15 protein-coding genes are annotated in these 15,561 nt (G+C 55.3%); 4 read left to right on the forward strand and 11 right to left on the reverse strand.

What is annotated here, in order from left to right; all coding sequences use genetic code 11:
- Window positions 1-17 precede the first annotated feature (17 nt).
- On the forward strand, window positions 18-188 hold the full coding sequence (locus ACR3EJ_RS07850) for a hypothetical protein (protein ID WP_170547602.1): 171 nt from the start codon (window positions 18-20) through the stop codon (window positions 186-188).
- Between the two features lie 893 nt (window positions 189-1,081).
- Here ACR3EJ_RS07850 and ACR3EJ_RS07855 read toward each other — a convergent pair.
- The 4 genes from ACR3EJ_RS07855 to ACR3EJ_RS07870 all read right to left on the reverse strand — a co-directional run bounded on the left by ACR3EJ_RS07855 (window position 1,082) and on the right by ACR3EJ_RS07870 (window position 5,347).
- Window positions 1,082-2,170 (reverse strand): glutathione S-transferase C-terminal domain-containing protein, encoded by a 1,089-nt coding sequence (locus ACR3EJ_RS07855; protein WP_170545748.1) that lies wholly within the window; start codon window positions 2,168-2,170, stop codon window positions 1,082-1,084.
- A gap of 7 nt (window positions 2,171-2,177) precedes the next feature.
- Window positions 2,178-2,744: a hemerythrin domain-containing protein gene (locus ACR3EJ_RS07860; RefSeq protein WP_170545745.1), complete on the reverse strand. Its 567-nt coding sequence runs from the start codon at window positions 2,742-2,744 to the stop codon at window positions 2,178-2,180.
- 75 nt (window positions 2,745-2,819) lie between these two features.
- Window positions 2,820-4,355, reverse strand: coding sequence for a glutamate synthase-related protein (locus tag ACR3EJ_RS07865; RefSeq protein ID WP_170545742.1), 1,536 nt, complete (start codon window positions 4,353-4,355; stop codon window positions 2,820-2,822).
- Between the two features lie 2 nt (window positions 4,356-4,357).
- Window positions 4,358-5,347, reverse strand: coding sequence for a glutathione S-transferase family protein (locus ACR3EJ_RS07870; RefSeq protein ID WP_170545739.1), 990 nt, complete (start codon window positions 5,345-5,347; stop codon window positions 4,358-4,360).
- A 108-nt stretch (window positions 5,348-5,455) separates the two neighbouring features.
- Between ACR3EJ_RS07870 and ACR3EJ_RS07875 the strand changes: the two genes are divergently transcribed.
- The 3 genes from ACR3EJ_RS07875 to ACR3EJ_RS07885 all read left to right on the forward strand — a co-directional run bounded on the left by ACR3EJ_RS07875 (window position 5,456) and on the right by ACR3EJ_RS07885 (window position 7,741).
- Window positions 5,456-6,340 (forward strand): LysR family transcriptional regulator, encoded by an 885-nt coding sequence (locus ACR3EJ_RS07875; RefSeq protein WP_170545735.1) that lies wholly within the window; start codon window positions 5,456-5,458, stop codon window positions 6,338-6,340.
- A gap of 464 nt (window positions 6,341-6,804) precedes the next feature.
- Window positions 6,805-7,224: a DUF3010 family protein gene (locus ACR3EJ_RS07880; RefSeq protein WP_170545732.1), complete on the forward strand. Its 420-nt coding sequence runs from the start codon at window positions 6,805-6,807 to the stop codon at window positions 7,222-7,224.
- 256 nt (window positions 7,225-7,480) lie between these two features.
- Window positions 7,481-7,741 carry a hypothetical protein gene (locus ACR3EJ_RS07885; RefSeq protein ID WP_139056590.1) on the forward strand — a complete coding sequence of 87 codons (261 nt, stop codon included), beginning with the start codon at window positions 7,481-7,483 and terminating at the stop codon, window positions 7,739-7,741.
- Between the two features lie 1,042 nt (window positions 7,742-8,783).
- On the opposite strand, the gene ACR3EJ_RS07890 is transcribed toward ACR3EJ_RS07885, so the two are convergent.
- The 7 genes from ACR3EJ_RS07890 to ACR3EJ_RS07920 are packed head-to-tail and all read right to left on the reverse strand — an operon-like array spanning window position 8,784 to window position 15,281.
- Window positions 8,784-9,260: a class I SAM-dependent methyltransferase gene (locus ACR3EJ_RS07890; protein ID WP_170545729.1), complete on the reverse strand. Its 477-nt coding sequence runs from the start codon at window positions 9,258-9,260 to the stop codon at window positions 8,784-8,786.
- Window positions 9,257-10,030, reverse strand: coding sequence for a polysaccharide deacetylase family protein (locus ACR3EJ_RS07895; protein ID WP_170545726.1), 774 nt, complete (start codon window positions 10,028-10,030; stop codon window positions 9,257-9,259). Before ACR3EJ_RS07895 ends, ACR3EJ_RS07890 begins: the two co-directional genes overlap by 4 nt.
- Window positions 10,027-11,169 (reverse strand): glycosyltransferase, encoded by a 1,143-nt coding sequence (locus ACR3EJ_RS07900; RefSeq protein WP_170545723.1) that lies wholly within the window; start codon window positions 11,167-11,169, stop codon window positions 10,027-10,029. The genes ACR3EJ_RS07895 and ACR3EJ_RS07900 overlap by 4 nt, the downstream gene beginning before the upstream one ends.
- 2 nt (window positions 11,170-11,171) lie before the next feature.
- Complete coding sequence (locus ACR3EJ_RS07905; RefSeq protein WP_170545718.1) at window positions 11,172-11,750, reverse strand: histidine phosphatase family protein; 579 nt, start codon at window positions 11,748-11,750, stop codon at window positions 11,172-11,174.
- Window positions 11,747-12,823 (reverse strand): glycosyltransferase family 4 protein, encoded by a 1,077-nt coding sequence (locus tag ACR3EJ_RS07910; protein ID WP_170545715.1) that lies wholly within the window; start codon window positions 12,821-12,823, stop codon window positions 11,747-11,749. Before ACR3EJ_RS07910 ends, ACR3EJ_RS07905 begins: the two co-directional genes overlap by 4 nt.
- Window positions 12,823-14,070, reverse strand: a complete 1,248-nt coding sequence (locus ACR3EJ_RS07915; protein ID WP_170545712.1) for a glycosyltransferase family 4 protein — start codon at window positions 14,068-14,070, stop codon at window positions 12,823-12,825. The genes ACR3EJ_RS07910 and ACR3EJ_RS07915 overlap by 1 nt, the downstream gene beginning before the upstream one ends.
- On the reverse strand, window positions 14,067-15,281 hold the full coding sequence (locus ACR3EJ_RS07920; protein ID WP_170545710.1) for a hypothetical protein: 1,215 nt from the start codon (window positions 15,279-15,281) through the stop codon (window positions 14,067-14,069). Before ACR3EJ_RS07920 ends, ACR3EJ_RS07915 begins: the two co-directional genes overlap by 4 nt.
- Window positions 15,282-15,561: the final 280 nt, after the last annotated feature.

The following is a 15,561-nucleotide window of genomic DNA, read 5'->3' on the forward strand; positions in this document are numbered from 1 at the left end:
CTCGTTCGGGGGTCAAGATGGACAATACAGTTCTCTACTTTCTGGTCGGCATCTTCGTGGTTGGCCTAATCTCATTGGGATATTTCGCCAAAGGAAGCGGAGCACTGTTTGTGATTGTGATACTGGTAAGTGTGTTGTTGGCGATGATCGCATTTTTTGGAGGTTACTTTGGCGACGCACCGAAATGAGGTGGGAAGAGCAAAAATAATAGATACGTCGCTAGTTGCGGGAAACGTTATTTGACCCGAGAATGAGGCTTCTTGGATGCGCTGTATTTTTGCTGCTCCGTCGAAGGGATGAATTACCTGTTCTAATGACCGACTTTCACCAGCGGCTTCCGAGATTGATCCTGCTGCTACAGCGCCTACCAAACTTGAGTCCAACAAACGAAACCTCTCGCATGTTAGCATAGACGCGGCTGGAAGCAGGTTTGCTCTCCTCCTTGCGGTCAACAAGTTGCAAATTGCGTTACTAGTTAGCAGATTTACATGAGTCAAAGCGCTATCTGTTTCGCCTACTATGGTTGCTTTTCTGACCTTCACCACTGCCCAAATGATTACCCGCACTGGGGTATAAGCCTGACGGCGCGAAGTCCGCTTAACTACGCATTACGGTCATTGGAGCACCGTGCAGCATCGATCAAAGTTGGCTCGGAGCGGCCATTCGCCATGCTGCGCATCAATGTCCGCTTTCGGGACTGGGTAGCGCATGGGTGACAAATAACCCTGTGGTTGGGTGCGTCGCGTTGTGGCAGCATGTGTCCGCCTGCACACCTTAATCCTAACAAAGCCAAATAGTTAATGTGGTTGGCTGGGGCAGCTTGTGGCGCGGTGCGGGGCAAGCCGGACTAAATCATAATCCGCGTGTCGGGGGTTCAAGTCCCTCCTCCGCTACCAAATTCCCTTAACAATATCAGAATACTGTATGCATTCTGGCATCACTAGTAGCAATGACTCCTTGTTCTGGGTGACATTTTGGGTGACAGCTGACGAGCTTTGCACCTGGTTTTCTTGCAAGCGGACATTGATGCGCACCGCAGCGAAAGACTACTCGGAGCCCACAACAACGAATGCTGCGTCATTCACCAATGTCCGATGTGGCGGTTTACAGTAAGCGATGGACTAGGCTGATTTGGCCGTTTGTTCGCCAGTTCCGCCTTTCGGTAGGCTTCTGGGTATTGCATCGGCTTCAATGGGCCAACAGGGACAACACCATTCCACGAGCGGCCAAAGTATCCCTGCTTGCAGTGGATCAATGAGTTACTTTCGGCCACTCCTTCCAATGCGTAAACGCGGCACAGCCATCGCCAGAGGTTTGGGTAGTCCAGGATTTTGGCGCCGTTCAGTTTCATCCGGACATAATAAACCGGATCATGACGATAGAGCGTCGGGAACAAGCGCAAATCTGCTTCGGTGAACCAGTCCCCGGTAAGGAACGGCCGACCATCGTCCAACAGGTTGTCCAGCTTTTCAAGTGCATTGAAATAGTCAGAGAATGCTTCGGCATAGGCGCTTTGATCAGATGAGAACCCAGCTTTGTAGGCTCCATTGTTGATCGCCATATAAACAAGGCTGTTCAGCACATCGATCTCTGTGCAGAGCGCTGCCTCCTCAGGATAAAGTGTAATCCGGTTGCGGTCGGAAATGACATTGCCCAAGGCGGCGGCGTGACGACCCAGCATTCGAATGATCTCGGCGCTTTCGTTATTCACGATGCGCTTGGCCTTCTTGTCATAGAGGATGGGAACCGACTGTTCGTCAGATCCCTCGGCCTGATAAATCTGTTTGGCGAGCCGATATCCCCGGCCAGTACCAGTTTCATACGTGCATTCCGGTAACGTTTCACCCGTCAGCGTCGCAATTCGCTCGGGATTGAATTCCCATAGACTTGGCCCTTCGGGATCGTCGTCGCCGGTTCGGTTGGGAAAGGCTACGTCCATTGTGATGCTGTCCTGCAGGCCCAGTACATTGCGGGCCAGGGTCACGCGGTGGCACCAGGGACAGTTGAACGCCACGAACAGATGATAACGCCCCGGTGCGGGCGGGAAATCTGCATCACCAATTGACCCGCGGAACCCGCTGACGCCGCGCACGAATTCTCCTTGCGCGCGGCGGGTCGCGGCATTGGTCTGGTCTTCCTGGACCGAGCTATCGCTCTTTTTACCGCTCATGATTGTGTCACCCTCTCAATCGGTGATGCAGAATGATCGGCACCGCCAGTTCCTCTTCGTCACTCAGATGACGTTGCAGGAACGCCTCGATCGTTTGTGACGTGCCATGCAACAGGCCCACTTCATCATGTGCCTGGGCTTCGTCAAGTTGCACAAGCTTGATCGCCCGGTTTGCCGTGCGCGTGAAAGCGTCCAGCACCACGTCAAGGTCAGCATGATCTTTTTCCAACACCTCAAGCCCGGCATCAAACCGTGGATCGGCCGCAGAAAGCTCGGGGAAGTAACTATGATCTTCCCAGCCATGGTGGCCGTGCAGGTTGCCAACCAGCAAACCGCCATAGTAGGATAGGCGGCTGGCATAGTCAGAGGCGTCGCTGTTGCCATCAAGGTAGCTTTCGGTGTCCTGACGAACACGGTGAGCCAACCGTCGAAACATCACATACGCGCCCAGCCAATGCCGGGTCTTTTCCTTGAACCCGGGATGGGCTTCCCAACTGTCGGGCGGGTACTTCTCAAGCAGGAACTGCATCTCGCTTGGCATGTTATCTGTGCGGATATCGTGTGTATCGAGCATGGTTTGGCTCCTTTCCGCAGGGATATGAGGCGTGTTGTGCGCTGAAGTTAGGTCCATCTCCGCACAGCCGGTTTGCTATTTCCGCAGACCTGCGAAACGAACACCGCTCAGGTCGGCCATTTCGCGTTTCCATGTGGTGATATCGTCCGACGTGAAACCAGACAGCGAAGCGTGTCCGCAGGCGCGCGCCAGCACCTGCATCAGTTCGACACTTGCTCCGAAATAGCGCGCCAGACGCTCGGCTCCGACTTGAACGTCAAGCCGTTTGCGCAGTTCAGGCTTTTGGGTCGCAACACCCACCGGGCAGTTGTTCGAATTGCACATGCGCGCGGCGATGCAACCCACGGCCTGCATTGCGGAATTGCTGACGGCAATCGCGTCTGCACCAAGCGCCATGGCTTTCACGAAATCTTCGGTCACGCGCAAACCACCGGTGATGACAAGCGTCACCTCTCGGCCTGTTTTGGCATCCAGATGCCGTCTTGCACGGGCCAGCGCTGGGATGGTGGGAACCGAGATATGGTCACGGAAAATCAACGGTGCGGCACCGGTGCCCCCGCCGCGGCCATCAAGGATTATGTAGTCGGCGCTGGCCTCGAGCGCGAAGTCGATATCGTCTTCGATATGGTTGGCCGAAAGCTTGAAGCCGATCGGAATGCCGCCAGATCGTTCGCGCACCTGATCGGCGATGCGTTTGAAATCGGCGGGCGTATGCAGGTCAGGGAACGTCGATGGTGATATCGCCGCCTGACCGGGTTCGAGGCCGCGCACCATGGCGATTTTGCCCTGAACCTTGTCGCCGGGTAGGTGCCCACCGGTGCCGGTTTTGGCGCCTTGGCCCCCCTTGAAATGAAACGCCTGGACCCGCTCAACAAGGTCAATATCCCAACCGAACCGGGCCGACGCCAGTTCATAAAAGTAGCGAGAGTTCTCGGCCTGCTCTTCCGGGAGCATGCCGCCTTCACCGGAACAGATACCGGTTCCGGCAAGTTCTGCCCCACGTGCCAGCGCGGTTTTGGCTTCTTCGGACAAGGCGCCATAGCTCATGTCCGAGACAAAGAGCGGGATATTGAGGGTCAGGGGCTTTTCTGCGCGTGGACCAATGGTGACTGAGGTTTCCACCACTGCATCATCCAGCAGGGGTTTGCGTGACATCTGCGCCGGCAGAACCTGAATGTCGTCCCAATGCGGCAGGTCCTTGCGCGGCACGCCCATAGCCCCCATTTCACCGTGATGGCCGAGCTTCGAAAGCCCATCGCGGGCCAGTTCGTGGATGCGGGCCACTGTCGGTTCCTCAGGCGTTGCCACGGCAGCCGGCACTTCGCTTTTAGGTGCCGGGGCGGCGTCGCCGGGCTCAAAATCGCCAAGCGTCGCGTGTGTGCCATCGCAAAACGGCGCATTGGCGGATGATTTGCATTGGCACAAGACCGCCGGGCCGTCCTTTTCAGCGGTGAATTTCAGTGGCGTGATCCCGGACCCGGCGTGCGAGCCGTCGCAAAACGGCTGGGATTGGGATTTGCCACACCGGCACCAGTAGTATTCTTTCCCGGCCTCAAGGTCTGTTTTGGCAGGATGTTTAGCCGCGATAATCGGTACTGTTTGCTGGGTCATGGTCAGCGTTCCTCGCTAAAACGGTTACGATCATGGGGTGCGTTGAAATCAATGTCTGGTCCTATCGGCACAACCCGCGATGGGTTCACCGTCTCGTGGGAGCCGTAATAGTGTTTCTTGATGTAGGGGATGTCGACCGTATCGGCGATACCTGCGTGCTGGTATAGATCGCGGACATAATTGGACAGGTTCGGATAGTCGGCGATGCGGCGCAGGTTACACTTGAAATGGCCAACATAAACCGGATCAAAACGCAAAAGCGTCGTGAACAGCCTCCAGTCCGCCTCGGTGACCTGTACCCCCGTCAGGTAACGCTGACCTGACAGGCGCGCTTCGAGCCAGTCGAGGGTTTCAAACAAAGGCATGACGGCTTCTTCGTAGGCTTCCTGGGTGGTCGCAAAACCGGCATTGTACACGCCATTATTGACGGTGTCGTAAATCCTGTCATTCAACGCGTCGATCTCATCGCGCAGCGGCGCAGGATAGTAATCGCCTTTTGCGGCTCCGACGTCATCAAATGCCGAATTGAGCATGCGAATGATCTCGGAGGATTCATTTGAAACGATCGTGCCGATCTTCTTGTCCCACAGAACCGGAATCGTGACCCGACCGGAATACGTGGGATCGGCAGCCGTATAGATTTGATGCATGGAATCGGCGCCATGGATCGGGTCCGGGGTCGAGCCTTCGCCGGGTTCAAATGTCCATCCATTGTCTCCCATGAACCAATGAACTACGGAAACCGAAATGTGATCTTCCAACCCTTTTAGGGCCCGGAAAATCAATGTCCTGTGCGCCCAGGGACAAGCCAAAGACACATACAGGTGATAACGTCCTGCTTCCGCCTTGAAACCGGGATCACCCGTTGGCCCGGCGCTTCCGTCCGCTGTCACCCAATTGCGGAACTGCGCCGCCTTGCGCCGGAAGCGCCCACCGCTGGATTTGGTGTCGTACCATTGGTCGACCCATTTTCCGTCTTGTAGCAAACCCATGTTTTCGTCCTATCGGCTGTCTTTTTTGCTTGAGAGCAAACCTAAATGGTTCCACAATAGTGAACCAGAGATAAAAATATGAACGTCAGGATCGAAAAAAGAGAACGAATGGGGCAAATTGAAGATCTTCGCGCCTACGTGGAAATCGTGAACAACGGTGGGATTGCGCGTACTGCCGAAGGCATGAACATCGCCAAATCCGCGATCAGTAGGCGGTTGAAGCTCTTGGAAGAGCGCTACGGTGTTCAACTAATCGACCGGCAGCCCGGTTCGTGGGAAGTGACGGCCGCCGGGCAGGAACTCTATCAACGCGCGCTGCGCGTTTTGTCCGAGGTAGACGACATCGACGCAGATTTTTCCAATGCACGGCAAAGCCTTTTCGGGCCGCTGTCGGTGTCGATCCCGCGAGAGTTCGGATTGGGGTTCTTGCAGCCTGTGTTGTTAAGTTTTGCGCTGCGTCACCCGGAAATCCGGCTTACGGTTGATTTTGATGACCGGCGTGTAGATCTAGAGCGCGAAAATTACGATCTGGCAATTCGAATTTCCGAAATTGAAGATCCTGACCTGATCTTTGAACGTCTTGGCCAAGCCCGTCATCGCCTGTACGCGAGTTCTGAATATGCAGAGAACAACACGTTGCCCGCGACTATTGACGGGCTTATCAATCACCCGCTCCTGCACTTCGGCGCCTCGCGCCGCGCGACATGGGAATTCGAAACTGACGCCGGCACTAAATCAATCGAATTTCAGCCGGCACTCAATTCGAACAGTGGCCACTTCCTACTTGCGGCGGTAAGGGCCGGGCACGGGATCGCGCGCCTCCCGGACTTCATTGCAGACAAGGCCTATCGCGGGGGGGAACTACAGGTTGTTCTGCCAGATCTTTACTTCGCGGATTGGAACATCATGCTGGCCTATTCCAAAAAACGCCTGCTCAATCGCCGGATGCGCTTGTTTCTCGACGAGATGTCTTCGGCATGTGATGTGCTGTGAAATGTGTCTCTACTTGGCTATTAGGCTTTGGAATACCTAAGCGATTTCACAACTGCGCGTGAGGCGCAGGATATGTCCGCCATGGATTGGAAGCGTTCCCGAGAACAGCGAGGTTTTGGAAAACAGACATTGGTGCAACTGCAGCGAATTTACACTACGTCCGCACAGCGGTCGTTCGACGTGAGCCAAGCGAATGTCCGCTTTGTTAAGCTAAGCAAGATCAAAACTCACAATTCAGAATTTCCTTTTCGGTACCTACGGAATACCTCACAGAGAGACTTGGGTGGACTTTTTTTGGGCTCTCTGGCGCGGCATGACCGCCTTCTTCCGTCTTGTCTATGCCAGCATTTCGGATCGTAAAAACTAAGCTTGTTGACCGCAATAACGCGCGCACATCGGTATAGGTGGCATATATTCTGGTCCGAAAGATGTTAGTGAGGAACTGTCACACAAAGGAATGACAGATGAGAGTATGCGGTTGCGAGATATCGGCACAGGAAGTTCGGCTTGCAGTTGTCGACCTGGATGACGAGGGCAAGGTGGAGATGCTCCGACCTAAGACCACAAGGATTGAACTCGAGGATGATACATCCGAGGCAGATCTGCGTTCATTCATGGCCGCGCTTGATGAGTTTGCTCGCGAAAACGAGGTTGGAACATTTGCGATCAAAACGCGCGCAAAGAAAGGCCGTATGGCAGGCGGTGCGGTCTCTTTCAAAATCGAGACTCTGATCCAACTTACAGAAGGATGTCACACTAGGTTCGTTAATCCGGTGGCTTTGTCCAATTTCGCCAAGAAGGAAGTTAAAGAGTATCCCGAGAAGCTGCCGGTCTATTTGAAGAACGCCTTTCTTTCTGGTGCTTATACATTGGCCAAGGACTGATGTCAGATCTTGGCTGTTGTGGCTGGAAGCCCATGTGTGTGATTCCATGCCCAGCGCTCTATTTTCCACCATTATCAAATGGCTACCTGCCACCGAGCCCTTCTTGCTTCAGGGTTTCCCAGCTTTGAGGGCATTAGAGAATGTTAACGTAGCGTGAACGATGCATTCAAATTTGGTTCAATCTCGTTCAAGTAATTTGGTATTGCTTGCCTCAATTTTGGCCAAGTGTTTATCCGACTATATTTGGGGGAATATTATGTCAAAATCCAAACTTACTATCATCAGCTTATTAGCGGCGACCATGGCTTTCTCGGTGCCTGTTTACGCCGAGGACGTACCTGATGACCCTGACCCGCCCACCCAAACGAAGAAAGGGGATAACGGCTGGGGCAACGGTGCCGATACCACAAATGCAGGGAGTTTCTCAGGCGGCACAAGTTCGTCAAAGAGCACAAACGGAGGCTCGCGGGACGATAGAAACTATCCTTCGGCGCTTGATAGGTTCGAAGGACGGTAACACAGCCGGAATTGAGAATCATTTTGGGCGGCGCTGGCCGCCCATTTCACGTCTGACCGGACCAATTTTGCAGGAGCAGCCAGTGTTTACGCTGGCGACCCAAATCTCAGAGTACTCCAGCATTTCGGATGTGGCTCTGTGTAGCGCCATCAGAGCACAGGTCGCCCACATAGAGATGTAATAGTCTGAATTGGAGCGTTTAGGCGGGTTACCGATGAGGAGGCGGAAATCCGGCGTAGATGCCGTGAAGATTTCCCTTTGGCTTTAATCCCTCTACAAACTCTTATCTAACCACCGCATAGCATCGTTAGTGAACGCTTGCATTTTTTCTACATCTTCTCCCGAGAATACGTCCCTACTAATCGGTTGTAGCACGGCCATCAGACTAGATGTCCCGATGGTCTAAATTTGTCGGTCCCCCAAGCTAGGAAAGGCATATCTCTCAATCGCCAAAAGCCAAATTTCCCCATACCGTTTGCTATGCCACATTGGCAGCAGATATGCGTGCGTGCGCAGGGCGGCTTCGCGACACGTCAGCGTTTCCCGTTTTCTAACGGCATCCGGATCGCTGCCAGACCGAGCCACTTTTCTTTACTCACGCGCTAACTCTCTGGTCTCGGCCAGCCTGACGAACGAGGCGGACCCCAACCCTAGGTTTCTTCTTTTCCCGTATACGACGGTCCTAAGTATCCAAGACTTACCCCGGCTTTGCCAATGCGCAGATACAGACCGCCTCCATCGCCATGCATCCCCGGCTCTTTGAGGCTTTGAACTTTTCGTACTGTAAGAGAAGGCACCGTTTTTCTGTCCCATCATTTGACCGATCAAAAAACATAAGACAGTGCGAGATGGGATGAAAAAGGATAGGACGAAAAGCTGGATATTTTTCTTAGTTTACAGAATGAAGTGAGAATTTCAGAAATCACATGAGAAGCTAGTTTGGCAGTCTCCTCCGCTACCAGCATCCCCAAAGTACGGTACACTTGCTCATTTTGGTGACCAAATTGCTTGTTGATCGCTTGGAGCAGCATATGAAGTTGCATCAGGCGCGATAAAACAGATAGCGATCAGGTGCGATGGTTTCAGGGCCCTGTATCGGGGTGAAACCTACCAGGGGTTGTCCTGATATCAGCAAGCCGCCGGGGCACATCACCTGTTTGACCAGAGGGCTCAGGCGGGCTGCTTCGGCAACGTCGTCTGACTTGATCCCGCGACCAAAATCATAGTGCGCTAGTGCGATAATATGGCCAGCTTCCGCCAATTTCAGTAACATCGGTTCCGCTTCGCCTTGCAGAAAATCTTCTGCAGGAGGCGTGCTGTCAGGATGGCATTGCAATACGCGATCCATTACCCAAATTCGGCGTAAAGGCAGGATCTCGCGTAAATGGTCATAGGTACGTCCATTGCCCAGCCCCAAGTCTAGAACATCTCCGTCCATGGCGTCGATCTGTGCAGCGGCCCAATTCAACCCGTCGCGTTGCGCGGTCAGGCGTCGCAGCATGGAATCCAGTCGACTCATTCGGGTTCTCCTAGAATTTCGTTGCATGGCGCAGTCCAAGGAATTCCTGGCCCATCAAGCAGCCTGTGCAACAGGTCTTTCGTAAACGTCCAGATGTCCTGATCATGGACCAGATGATGCGTCAACACCCCAAATGCTTCTGCATTGTCTGCTCGCCCGGTGCGTCGATCCTGTAGCAGCACGACCACCTGCGAAATCAGCGTATTCGGGTCAGCCAAGCCGCGAGTTCCGCGCCAGTCGATAGGATCGAGATGCGTATTTACCTGCTCGAGACCAGGAGCGGCGAGTGGTGTTTTCCGAGGTGTTGAGGTCGATACTATCCGAAAACCCAGTCCTCGGAGATGAGCTGTAACTTCAGGATCAATCCGGTTCCAAGGTGGCACAAACATCGGGCGTAACTGATCACCGAACAGATTCTGTAGCCGAGTCAGTCCGGCCCTTGCGTCAGAAACAATGGCTTCGATTGGTCGGTGCAAACGGAACTCAGCTTTCTTTTCACCTATGGGTGCGTGGTTCTGATGCGCCCAGCCATGCACAACCGGGATTAAGGCGGTCTGATCACGCACATAATCCGCCAATGACACCTCAGCTGGGCGCGGGATCACCGCCAGATGGACCGGCAGGCCCAGCTCAACGGACATCAAGGTGAGATTTTCGAGCTGTGGCGTCACCGAGATCGCGTCGTCATCGCGCCACCACAAGGGTAGCGTCAAATCCGCTTCTTCCCAGCGCTGCAACTCAATCATCAAGGGTTGCCAATCAGGGCTCATCGACGGGCCTCATACAAGTCTGTCGCAATTTCCACCGATCGGCGGGCGCCATCAAACCCTTCAGACATTTGAGGACGAGCAACACCCGACATGACACGCTCCAGAGCGTTTGCAAGTGAGGGTCCGGATAGTTCAGAACTGTTCAGCACCTCAACCCCATCCAATTGCGAAAGTGCCCGCGCACGCAATCCCTGCTCGACCTCTTTGCCGTCGTCAAATGGGATCAACACAGCAGGGGCACCGCATTGCAGCAGGTCCATGGCTGTATTGTAGCCGCACATACTAACCGAGGCCGCAACAAGCGGAAGCATTTGACGAAAATCGGGGCGAACGGGTTCCAGAATAACCGTGCTCCCCTCGGCCAACTGCGAAAGCTCGGCGATGCGCGCTTTGGCGTCCTGTCCACCCACCAACAGGCGCCAGCGCCTGTTGGGCATCTTTCGGGCGGCCTCAATGGCCGCCTGAAAGATCGGTTGGCCAACTGATCCGCCACCGGCACTTACGATGATCTCGTCCCGACCTGTACCCTCCGGATGGCTTGGCGGTGCGCTTGGTGCGACGAAACCCGTGTAGTGCAGCCGTGCCGCCAGCTGCGGTGAAACAGGCCAACTGATGTCGAGCGGTGTGATCCGAGGGTCGGCATGGACCAGAACGCCGTCATAAAACTCTGCAATAACTTCGTCCGTTCGGATCGCTTTTGCAGGCTTTGATGGCGGCGCAAGAATATCGCGGATTGAACTCAGTATAACAGGGGGGCGAGATATCCCCCGCGCGGCTTTTATTGCCGCTTGGAACTCTGCTGCGAGCGAACGTCGTCCAAACGGATATAGCTCGGTGATCAGAACCTGCGGCCCGAAGCTGCGTACTGCCTGAACCAGTCCGGTTGCGCGTGCTTCGAAATAGGCGGCGTCTGCAACGGTATCATCCTGATCTAGCAATCGGGTAAAATCGGTGCCATCCGACCTCAGCGGCGGCAAACCCAGCAGAGACATCCCGGTCGTATCCAGCTGCGGTGCGGGCATACCTCCGGAAACGACAAGAACCTCATGGTTCTGATCAGCGAATGCGCGCGCCAATGTCAGTGCCCGGCTCAGATGCCCGGTGCCCAACAGGTGGGTAACGACGATCATCACCTTCATTTTCAAGCCTCACGCGCAAGCAGGCGGACGGGTTCGGGCTGGGCCCGCATCGGATTCAACTCGATGACAAATAACCTGTTGCGTTTGATTTTGAACGGGGCGGGGCCTGCAAAGTTCCAGCCCCAAGCCTTGGCCAAAATCACCCGCATGATGCCGATATGGCAGACGGCAAGATTGTCGCCCGTCAGGCCATCCATCCAAGGTGCGATTCTTGCCCAAAGTTCTGCCGGGCTTTCACCGTTAGGTGGTCGGTAATCCCAACCCCACTCTTGAATATGACGATAGCCGCTATCGGGAATCGCGATCAGGTCCACGCCGCGTTGCCCTTCCCAATCTCCCCAGTTCATCTCGGTCAAGGCTTTGGATGTTTTGGGGGCTTTGCCAGATACAAGTTCAGCGGTTTCAGCTGCGCGACTTAGCGGGCTGGACCAGATCGAAGCAGTGTTCCACGGCGATGGCAGACAATATCCCGCAAGCTCGGCACGGGCATCAATATCCAGGGGAATGTCGCTGCGACCCTGAATGCGACCAGCGCGGTTCCATTCGGTATGTCCGTGGCGCAATAGGGCGAGGCGGGTCATTCTTCTTTCTCCAACAAGGGGCGCACGGCAGTCCAGAACCGATCCGTCGCCGACGGGATCAGATGGCGTTGCGCGATGTAGGCGCGGGCGCGATCACCCTCGGTTCGCCGAAGGTCGGGATCATCCAAGAGCAACTGTATACGAGCGGCCAGCCCTTTGGTGCCCGAACTTACATTGGGATGATCAGAGGGCATCAGTACATCACGCACGCCGGGGCGATCTTGTGCCACGACCGGAACACCGCTGGCCTGGGCCTCAAGATAGACCATGCCATAGGCTTCGTTGACGCCGGGCCAGACAAACATCGATGCTTGACGGTAGTGCTCTTGCAATGTGCCTCGATCAAGCTGACCCAGAAACCTGACGCGGGACCCGAACTGCGCCATCAGCGCTTCGACCTTGGGGCGGGCAGGGCCATCGCCTGCTATGTCCAGTAACCAATCGCCGTTGAGATGTTCCAGCGTCTTGGCCAAAATCGTGTACGAGGCCAATTTGTCCCCGGAACGCATCATACCCACAGTCAACATCGGACCATCGGGGGTAGATGCGGAAGGCAATTCAGCAACAGGTAGAAACGGGGGCAATTCTACCAATATTTGTGCGCCGAATTTCTCGCGCTTTAGTGTGATCAGATCGTTGGCTGTGTGATAAAATATTATCTGCGCGGCATCACAGGCGTCGTGCGCCGACTGGGCAAACCCGGCCCATGGACCAGAAAGCCGACTGGTGGCACGGGTGCTTTCCAGTTGTACATATGGGATACCCCGCGCGCGACATACTGCGGGGCCCAATAGATCCGGCGCTTTGTAGTAGTTGTGATATGTCACCCAAAGGTCCGTGTCCGATGGCAGTTCCGCGATCAGCCGCGTAGCTTCGACCATCGCTTTATCTCGCAATTGATTCTGAAGTGCGTGCTCACCCTTCTTGTCGTAAATCCGCAGTTCTGATGCGAGTTCAACAATGTTGTTTTGGGCGCGGATTGCAGTGATCAGGTTGCGTGCCATTTCGCGGTCGCCCGAAGGCTTGGGGCTGTCGGGGGATTTCATCGGCGCATAAAAAGCCACCCGAGCCATCACCGACCATCCGTGCACAATGCGTTTAACCGCTCGGACAGGCGATGTATGCCCGGATCCATACGAAAGTCGGCGATCAAACGGTCATACGCTGCCTCTGCCATTTGCGCGGTTTTGGCCGGGTTCTGGGCAAGGTTGGAAATGGCGGAGGCCAAAGAGGCCGGGTCGTCGTGCGATAGAATTCCATGGACGCCAGTTTCGATGAACTCTGGGATCGCCGATATCGGCGTCGACAAAATCGGAAGGCGCTGAGACGCCGCCTCCATCAGCACGTTCGGTAAGCCATCTCGGTCACCATCTTCAGCAATCCGGCTGGGCAGCACAAACAGGTCAGAGCGGCGCATCTCTGCAATGACTTCAGGTTGGTCGCATGCACCCATCCAGGTGATCCGATCTGACAGCCCTGCGGCATCGGCCTGTACACTCAGTTTATTGGCCAGTGTCCCGCCACCGATATGGGTCCAGTGCCAGTCCAAAGTGTCAGGGAGCAGAGCAAACGCGTCGATAAGGCGATCAAAGCCCTTTTTCTCGACCAACCGCCCGACTGAAAGCATATGAAAGGGTGCGTCGGCCGCCCGCTGGCCACGCTCAGGAGGGGTCGGAAAACGGGACAGGTCCAGACCGTGGTAAATCAACTCAACGCGCGCAGGATCATCAGCCAATTCGCGCAGATGCGCTGCACCGATGGCGGTGCAGGTTGCCCCAAAAGTGGCTCCATAGCTCGCCAGATGTAGTTTTTCCTTCTTTTCCCAGTCTGGCGAGGTCCAAATATCTTTGGCGTGCGCTGAAAAACTCCACGGCAGGCCGCGCATGATCGCAGCGTAACGGGCGACCGACGATGGCGTGTGCATGAAATGCGCGTACAGCGCTTGCGTTTCCTCAGGTAACTCGGCAGCTAGCACGCAGGCCTGTCCGAACCGGCGAATGCGGTTATGGGTTTGGTCTCGGCGCAGGTCTTGCCGCCAGACCCGATATGCCTCTGGGTATCCAGGCAAACCCGAAGCGACGGCGCGTGCAGCGGCAAGCCGTTCCGGTTCGTCATTAAGGTATTCTGGCAGATAGCGTACTTGCCCATTGAAACGATCATGCAGCGGGTGCCGCTTGGCGTCGGTCGGATGGCGCAAAGACCAGATATCGAAGTTGTGGCCAGCCTCCTGCAAGGCAACGAGTTCTTGGGCAATGAACGTCTCGGACAGGCGCGGCCAGCCTTTGACTAGCACCGCAAGCCTGGGGTGTGTTTTGGTCATCCTGTCGCGCGCTCTTGTTCTGCGGCTAGTAGTGCGGTGATGCGATGGGTGACGTAGTTCAGACCATCTAGCAAACCGGCGCTTATGGCTTGCGACGGCAATGGCTGAAGGGGAAGATTACGGATCGCGTGGATCATCGCGTCCGCCGTCAGACCGTCACGATTTTCATCGAGCATTCGCACCAGTCCCAGATCTTCCGCGCGAGAAGCGCGTATCCATTGTTCCAGACGGGGTGTTGTGCGCGGGACGATGACCGCGCGTTTGTCGAAGGACAGTACTTCGCAGAAGGTATTGTAGCCGCCCATGCAGACCACACCGGCTGCTCCGGCGAACAGCGTTTCGATCTGAGATTCAAAGCCTACAGCTGTGACCCGGCCATCAAGTGCGGCGACGCGGGTTTCAAAATCCTCGCGCAATTCACCTGACAGGAATGGCCCATAGACCAGCACGGCACGAGGAGAAAGGTCCGGGTCTTTCTCATAGGCGGACAGCACGAGGTTGACCATCGCTTTACCATCGCCGCCACCGCCGGGCGTAATCAGGATATAAGGTTGCTTGGGGGGCTCGCCGACAGGCCCCAGATCACGCCTTAGATATCCGGTCCAGTGCATGCGTTGTTGCGCTGCCGGACTGAGGGGTAGACCTTGGGTCGGGTCATAGATCGAGCGCAAGCCATATACCCAGATCTCATCGTAGAAACGCTCGGTTGCCGAGTTCGCTTCTTTGCGTTCCCATTCGGCGGCCAGTACATCGGGTTCGTCCAGAACATCGCGCAGACCCAGAACCAGCTTGGTCGAACCCGAGCTCTCAAGATATTCCAGCGTCGGCAACAATTCTCCGCGAAACCCGGTCGGTTCTTTGTCGACTATCAGAACATCCGGGTCAAATTGCGCGACAGCCGTTTGGATAAGGCTTGCACGCAGCTCAGTTACATCATCAATCCCCATGCCAATGGTTTGTGAGGCGTAAGAACCGTCCGAGCGTTTGGTGACGCCAGGCAGGCGAACATGGTCGACCCGTCGTGGAAAAGTAAAACGACCCGCTACCGGAGAGCCGGTCAAGATCAAAGCCGAAGCGCGTTGATCGGCCTGTGTAATCGCTGCCGCCAAAGCTCGAGACCGGCGCAAATGGCCCAGACCGAACGTGTCGTGACTGTATAGCAGGATACGAGGCGCGCGGCCGTGATGTTCGTTTTTGTTACCTCGGCTCATGCCTTCGCCTGTTTCGGTTCCGATGCAACTCCGCGCGTTTGCACCTGAGTATCCTATTTCATTCGCGCCTGCGCGCAAAAGGTGGGAATTTTTCCCTGCAAATGCGCCAAACATTGCGAATTGGCAACAGCATATTCGTTACCTTGTCGTCAATGTGACGCGGCCCCTTTGTTGGCGATTGCCCGCAATGAACAAGATTGCGTGCGATCCTAGGGCTCAGGCCGTCATATTCAATTTTTGGTTGCTTGAAAATACCTTATCCAGACGTTTGCGCCGAGGC

It is taken from the genome of Ruegeria sp. AB11 (assembly GCF_056536325.1).

Coding starts and splice junctions, on each gene's coding strand:
- ACR3EJ_RS07850 (WP_170547602.1), top strand. CDS start 18: ATGGACAATACAGTTCTCTACTTTCTGGTCGGCATCTTCGTGGTTGGC.
- ACR3EJ_RS07855 (WP_170545748.1), bottom strand. CDS start 2,170: ATGAGCGGTAAAAAGAGCGATAGCTCGGTCCAGGAAGACCAGACCAAT.
- ACR3EJ_RS07860 (WP_170545745.1), bottom strand. CDS start 2,744: ATGCTCGATACACACGATATCCGCACAGATAACATGCCAAGCGAGATG.
- ACR3EJ_RS07865 (WP_170545742.1), bottom strand. CDS start 4,355: ATGACCCAGCAAACAGTACCGATTATCGCGGCTAAACATCCTGCCAAA.
- ACR3EJ_RS07870 (WP_170545739.1), bottom strand. CDS start 5,347: ATGGGTTTGCTACAAGACGGAAAATGGGTCGACCAATGGTACGACACC.
- ACR3EJ_RS07875 (WP_170545735.1), top strand. CDS start 5,456: ATGGGGCAAATTGAAGATCTTCGCGCCTACGTGGAAATCGTGAACAAC.
- ACR3EJ_RS07880 (WP_170545732.1), top strand. CDS start 6,805: ATGAGAGTATGCGGTTGCGAGATATCGGCACAGGAAGTTCGGCTTGCA.
- ACR3EJ_RS07885 (WP_139056590.1), top strand. CDS start 7,481: ATGTCAAAATCCAAACTTACTATCATCAGCTTATTAGCGGCGACCATG.
- ACR3EJ_RS07890 (WP_170545729.1), bottom strand. CDS start 9,260: ATGAGTCGACTGGATTCCATGCTGCGACGCCTGACCGCGCAACGCGAC.
- ACR3EJ_RS07895 (WP_170545726.1), bottom strand. CDS start 10,030: ATGAGCCCTGATTGGCAACCCTTGATGATTGAGTTGCAGCGCTGGGAA.
- ACR3EJ_RS07900 (WP_170545723.1), bottom strand. CDS start 11,169: ATGAAGGTGATGATCGTCGTTACCCACCTGTTGGGCACCGGGCATCTG.
- ACR3EJ_RS07905 (WP_170545718.1), bottom strand. CDS start 11,750: ATGACCCGCCTCGCCCTATTGCGCCACGGACATACCGAATGGAACCGC.
- ACR3EJ_RS07910 (WP_170545715.1), bottom strand. CDS start 12,823: ATGGCTCGGGTGGCTTTTTATGCGCCGATGAAATCCCCCGACAGCCCC.
- ACR3EJ_RS07915 (WP_170545712.1), bottom strand. CDS start 14,070: ATGACCAAAACACACCCCAGGCTTGCGGTGCTAGTCAAAGGCTGGCCG.
- ACR3EJ_RS07920 (WP_170545710.1), bottom strand. CDS start 15,281: ATGAGCCGAGGTAACAAAAACGAACATCACGGCCGCGCGCCTCGTATC.